Raw genomic sequence first — 5,221 nt, 5'->3', positions numbered from 1 at the left:
AGCACCTCATCCGACAGGTTGAAGGTGTGCTTGAGGATCGCCAGCCCCGCCATCAGCCGGGTCGGCAGCGGCGGCATGCCGGGGCCGTCCGAATAGACGGCGCCGAAACGCTCCTCCAGCACCGGCCGGTCGATCGCCTGCTTCATGTTGATGATCTGATCGAGCCTGGAGCGGAACAGGTCCTGCTCTCCCGTCTCGCGTGGCTTGGACATTCGCCGTCCCCTCGATTCGCCGCCGCCGAACCGAGTGAATCACGCTCCGCAGCACAAGGGAATCGCAAAACCGAATTGCAGGAAAACAGCGTCCAAATACCGCTAATCCTGCAATTCAAAAGACGCTATCCGCCTCAATCAAAAGGCCAGATCAATGGCTTGCGGATAGTTCACGGTCGACGAGCTGGCGGCCACGCATCAGGCTGGAGATCCATCAGCGTTTACATCGTTTTTCAACGGGCGGCTCAAGCTCCGTGTTGTTGCGCGGCGCGCAGCTTGTCGAACGCCTCTTAGACCGTCGTGTGCCGGAAGAGGATATCCTCTGGAATTTCGGCATCGACATTCCGACATCACACATCCGTGATAAAGGCGTTTGCGGCTCGACGGGACCCTCCAACCCGAGGTCGCGAACAGAACCTGAATGACTGCCTCGTTTGCTATATGCGAATTGTCCGTGGGCGCCGCCAGGAGCTGGAACCGGCCAATCGACTTTAATTCTGGCTAGCTGTGCCCAGAATCGAGAAAAACGCCGGATTCATGCAGGCACAGCGGCCAATTTGCAGGAACCACCCCCCTGGGCACTGCTACTTATCTGGAATGAGGGGACTGTGGAGCTTCCGTCAAAAGGAAGCCAGATGTTCCGGGTTGAGGCCGTAGATCATCGTGGTCGTGTGAACATGAAGTGATGATAAAGCCGGCAAACAGGGAGGATAAAATGAGCCAATACTCATATAATCGTCGTGCGCTTATGAAGGCAATGCTGGCGATTTCGGCGACCCCTTGGGGGATTAACTCGAGGGCGTTCGCCTCGTCGTGCGACGATCGCATCCTGCGAATCGGCGGACTGGGTGGAGGCCCTGATTCGATGAACCCCTTCGCCACTTGGGGCTCCTTTTGGCCCTTGGCTATTTGCTATGATTTCTTGGTCTGCATAGACGCCCAGCGATACGACGATCGAAAGGGCTTTGCCCAATCTTGGTCCGTCGCCGACGACAACCTCACTTGGACCTTCAAGATCTGGCCCGGCATGAAGTGGTCGGACGGCCAGCCTGCTACCGCTAGGGACGCGGCGTTCACTTATAGTTATTTGCACGATTCCATAGGCAAGCCCGACGAGCTAAACGTCGGGTGGAACAGCACCAGCGGTCTTGAGAACGTCGAGTCCATCAAAGCGTTCGACGACGAGACTTTGCAGATCGTGACCAAGTTCCCCGCGACCTGGCCAATAGACAATATCATAATGATCGTTCCCGAGCACATTTGGAAGGACATCAGCTATGCTGACGCACGCGTAACCTTCCGCAACGATCCGCCTTTGGTGGGTACGGGACCTATGATCGTTTCGGAGTTTCACCAGGGCCAGTTTACACGCCTGACGCCGAACCCCTATTTCCGTACGGGGAAGCCCCAAATCGCGGGGGTGATCCTGCGGTCCTTCGATGCCGCCGATCCGATTGCGCAAGGTCTTAAGAGCGGGGAACTCGATTATGGCAACTACCTGACGTCCGCCCAGTGGGCTGATCTCTCGAAGGATCCCGACATTGTAGTCGGTGAATCCCGCATAGCTCAGAAAACCTATCTCGCCTTCAACACCGCTTCGGGAGATGGCGCAGGTAGCACCAAGGCTCTGCAGGATCCGGCGTTTCGCGATGCGCTCGGCTACGCGATCGATCAGAAGGCCATCGTCGATCGAGCCATGCGCGGACACGCCGACCCTGGTGTCGGACTCGCAATGCCGGTGGCGGCCGATTACTATTCAGATCTGAACGACATCAGGCGCCACTTCGATCTCGCCGAAGCCAACCGCCGGCTTGACGCCGCAGGGTACCGGGACACGAACGGCGATGGCATTCGGGAGGACAAGGACGGGAAGAGTTTCCAGCTAGAGCTGGTGTCTGGACCTTCAGCAAATATAGAGATGCCGGTCGCGGCAGTGCAGTTTATCGCTGGCTGGTTGGAGCAAATCGGTATCCCTGTATCGGTGACTCGGCTCGACTCCGGTGCGCTGAGCGCCCGCGCCGCAGCTCCGGCGAAAGGCGGCGGAGGGTGGGATCTGCTCATTTCCGATACCTGGCAAGGCCCAACACCTAAAGACCTGCTCATCTTCGGCAGCAGCAATTCCATCGGCATCAAGAACAAGGCGTACTGGACGAATGCGGAGTTCGACAAACTGTTCGCGGAGGTGCAGGTCACCGTTGACCTCAAGAAAAACCAAAAGCTGGTCGACCAGGCAGCGCGACTAATTTATACTGAAGCGCCTTACATCGTACTATGTTACCCCACCCTGCTCGAAGCCCACCGGAGGGATTGCTTCGAGGGTTGGGGAAAGCAAGGCATCATGTCGATGGACAGCTACTTCCCATTCGATCGCTTGAAGCCGGTGCCCGCGCCGTGAACGGAGGGGGAGGGAGCCGTCACATCCTGCGCATCATCGTCAGGGCCTCTATAACCCTCCTGATGGTGGCAGTCCTGAACTTCATCCTATTCCGAGTTATTCCAGGTGACCCTGCATCTCTTTTGCTTGGCGGGGCGCGCGTCAGCGTCACCGCCGAGCAGATTGAGGCGCAGAACCAACGTTGGGGCCTTGACCGGCCGCTGTTCCCGGACCAGGCGGTCGACTACCTGTCGGCAACACTCCGCGGCGATTTCGGCTACAGCTTCAAGTTCAGGGGCAGGCATGTCGCAGACCTGATAGCGGAACGCCTGCCGGACACCATAGTCCTAGTCGGGGTTGCTCAGATAATGGCAATCGTTATTGGGGTGATGCTTGGGATCTACGCAGGCTGGCGCCGGGGAGGAGCCGGCGACCGTATCGCAACCGGAGCCTCTCTGGCGCTCTATTCTACGCCGGCTTTCTGGCTCGGCATGATCCTGGTGGTAATCTTCAGCACGGCATTGGGTTGGCTCCCGGGCTATGGTGCATACTCGCCCGGCCTGATCACGGGCTCTCTTGGTTCGTTCCTCGACTACCTGCAACATCTCACGCTTCCCGCCACTGCGGTGGCGCTTGGGCTAATCGGCCAGTACGTCGTCGTCGCTCGTGCCGCAATGAGTGACGTACTCACCGAGGATTACATGGTAACCGCACGGGCGAAAGGGCTGACCAACGGTCAAATGCTGATGCGTCATGCATTTCGCAATGCAATGCTACCGGTCGTGACCTTGATCACCCTCAATATTGGCTATGTGGTCGCCGGGGCCATCACTGTCGAAGCCGTTTTCGCCTGGCCGGGTATCGGCGGGCTGACGGTGGAAGCACTCAACGCACGGGACTACCCAGTCCTTCAAGGCATATTCCTGTTGCTTGGCGTTTCAATTGTTCTCGCAAACCTCGTAGCCGATCTTGCCTACAGCCTTCTAGATCCGAGGGTCCGACAATGAGCGACAATATTGTTCGATATTGCCCGCGAGGCCGGGCGCGCGCAATAAAAGGCTTTCTGCGTCAATTTCTCAGCTATGGCGGTGCTCAGGTGGGCCTCGTATGTCTGGTATTCTTTCTTGTTGTGGGAGCGGTCCCCAATATTCTGGCGGGACCGCTCCAGACTGCGATCAATGCAACTGGCGATTTCCTCGCACCCCCATCAGGCGAGCATCTGCTCGGCACGGACGAAATCGGGCGGGACGTGCTCAATCTGGTCCTCCATGGTGCCCGGATCTCGCTTACGATTGCGCTACTCGCGACTGTGATCAGCCTCGTCGTTGGGACTACAATCGGTACGACCGCTGGCTACTATGGTGGCAGGGTCGACGTCTGGCTGATGCGCTTGACAGACTTCTTTTTTGTCATGCCGTCCTTCGTGCTGGCGCTGGTCATTACACCCGTGGTTCTCGAGGTGATGGGGCGCGGTGGAGAAATCCTGGGCTTCCGTCCTTCTCTTTTCGTGATCATTGTCGTTATAGGCATGACAAGCTGGTCCTTTGTTGCACGTATCGTCCGGAGTCAGACACTGTCGCTTAAGGAGCGACCATTCATTGATCGTGCGCGCGTTGCGGGTAGCAGTAATTTCGGCATCATGGTGCGGCACATCCTCCCCAATCTCGTGCCGCAAATCGCAGCCAATGGTGCGCTGGTGGTCGCCAGCGCAATCTATGTCGAGACATCGCTCTCATTCCTTGGACTCGGGGACCCGTTGCAGCCTTCATGGGGCACTTTGCTTTCGCTCGCTCAGCGCGCCGGCGCGGCCAGTGCTGGAGCCTGGTGGTACCTCGGCGCCCCAGGACTGTGCGTACTCACGGTTTCGCTTAGCTTCGTCCTGATTGGCAGTGCCCTTGACGACACGTTCAATCCACGGCGGAGGGTGATCCCATGACCAGCTCCTCCCAGGACAAAACACCGCTTCTGGAAATAGACCGGCTCTCTGTCGATTATGGGCTCAAGGGCGTTTCATTGCGAGCAATCGACGGCGTAAGCTTCGCGCTCCGAGCCGGAGAGGCCGTGGGCCTCGTCGGAGAATCGGGCAGTGGCAAGACCACGACCGCGATGGCGATCGCTGGTCTACTATCACCCAACGCGCGGGTCAGCGGCGGCCAAGTGCGCTATCGTGGCAACCGACTGCCGATCGACGATGATGCGGCGATGCGGCCACATCGCTGGAGCGAAACGTCCGTTGTCTTCCAGGGCGCGATGAACGCACTTAATCCTGTTCACCGCATTATCAAGCAGATCGCCGAGCCATGCATGCTGAAGCTCGGCATGTCGCGGGGCGAGGCGACCAAGCGGGGAAGTGAGTTGCTTCAACTGGTCGGCATCCCGGCGGATCGTGGTTCCGCCTACCCTCACGAGTTGTCGGGCGGAATGCGACAAAGGGTGATGATTGCCATGGCGCTCGCGTGTCGACCTTCGATTATCATTGGTGACGAGCCCACCACAGCGCTCGACGTCATCACTCAGGCTCAGATCCTTAACCTGCTAGGCGACTTGCGATCGCAGTTGAGCCTCGCCCTGATTTTGATCACCCACGACCTTTCTGTGGTGGCTAAGTGTTGTGATCGCGTAATGATCATGTACG

General features: G+C 58.3%; 4 protein-coding genes and 1 pseudogene. 4 read left to right on the top strand and 1 reads right to left on the bottom strand.

Features of this window, described 5'->3' with window-relative positions:
• A pseudogene (locus tag ENZ75_RS19865) lies at positions 1-212 on the bottom strand (IS5/IS1182 family transposase); the annotation flags it as partial.
• A 715-nt stretch (positions 213-927) separates the two neighbouring features.
• Between ENZ75_RS19865 and ENZ75_RS19860 the strand changes: the two are divergent.
• The 4 genes from ENZ75_RS19860 to ENZ75_RS19845 form a co-directional block, all read left to right on the top strand.
• Positions 928-2,607, top strand: a complete 1,680-nt coding sequence (locus ENZ75_RS19860) for an ABC transporter substrate-binding protein (RefSeq protein WP_063170379.1) — start codon at positions 928-930, stop codon at positions 2,605-2,607.
• Positions 2,604-3,593, top strand: a complete 990-nt coding sequence (locus ENZ75_RS19855; protein WP_063169344.1) for an ABC transporter permease — start codon at positions 2,604-2,606, stop codon at positions 3,591-3,593. Before ENZ75_RS19860 ends, ENZ75_RS19855 begins: the two co-directional genes overlap by 4 nt.
• Positions 3,590-4,522 (top strand): ABC transporter permease, encoded by a 933-nt coding sequence (locus ENZ75_RS19850; RefSeq protein ID WP_063169343.1) that lies wholly within the window; start codon positions 3,590-3,592, stop codon positions 4,520-4,522. Before ENZ75_RS19855 ends, ENZ75_RS19850 begins: the two co-directional genes overlap by 4 nt.
• Positions 4,519-5,221 (top strand): ABC transporter ATP-binding protein (locus ENZ75_RS19845; protein ID WP_164887878.1); only part of this gene is annotated, 703 nt, incomplete at its 3' end. The genes ENZ75_RS19850 and ENZ75_RS19845, both read left to right, overlap by 4 nt.

Source organism: Mesorhizobium sp. M7A.F.Ca.CA.002.04.1.1, from assembly GCF_004022805.1.
GTDB lineage: Bacteria > Pseudomonadota > Alphaproteobacteria > Rhizobiales > Rhizobiaceae > Mesorhizobium > Mesorhizobium ciceri.
This window is presented reverse-complemented; position numbering and strand designations above follow the sequence as displayed.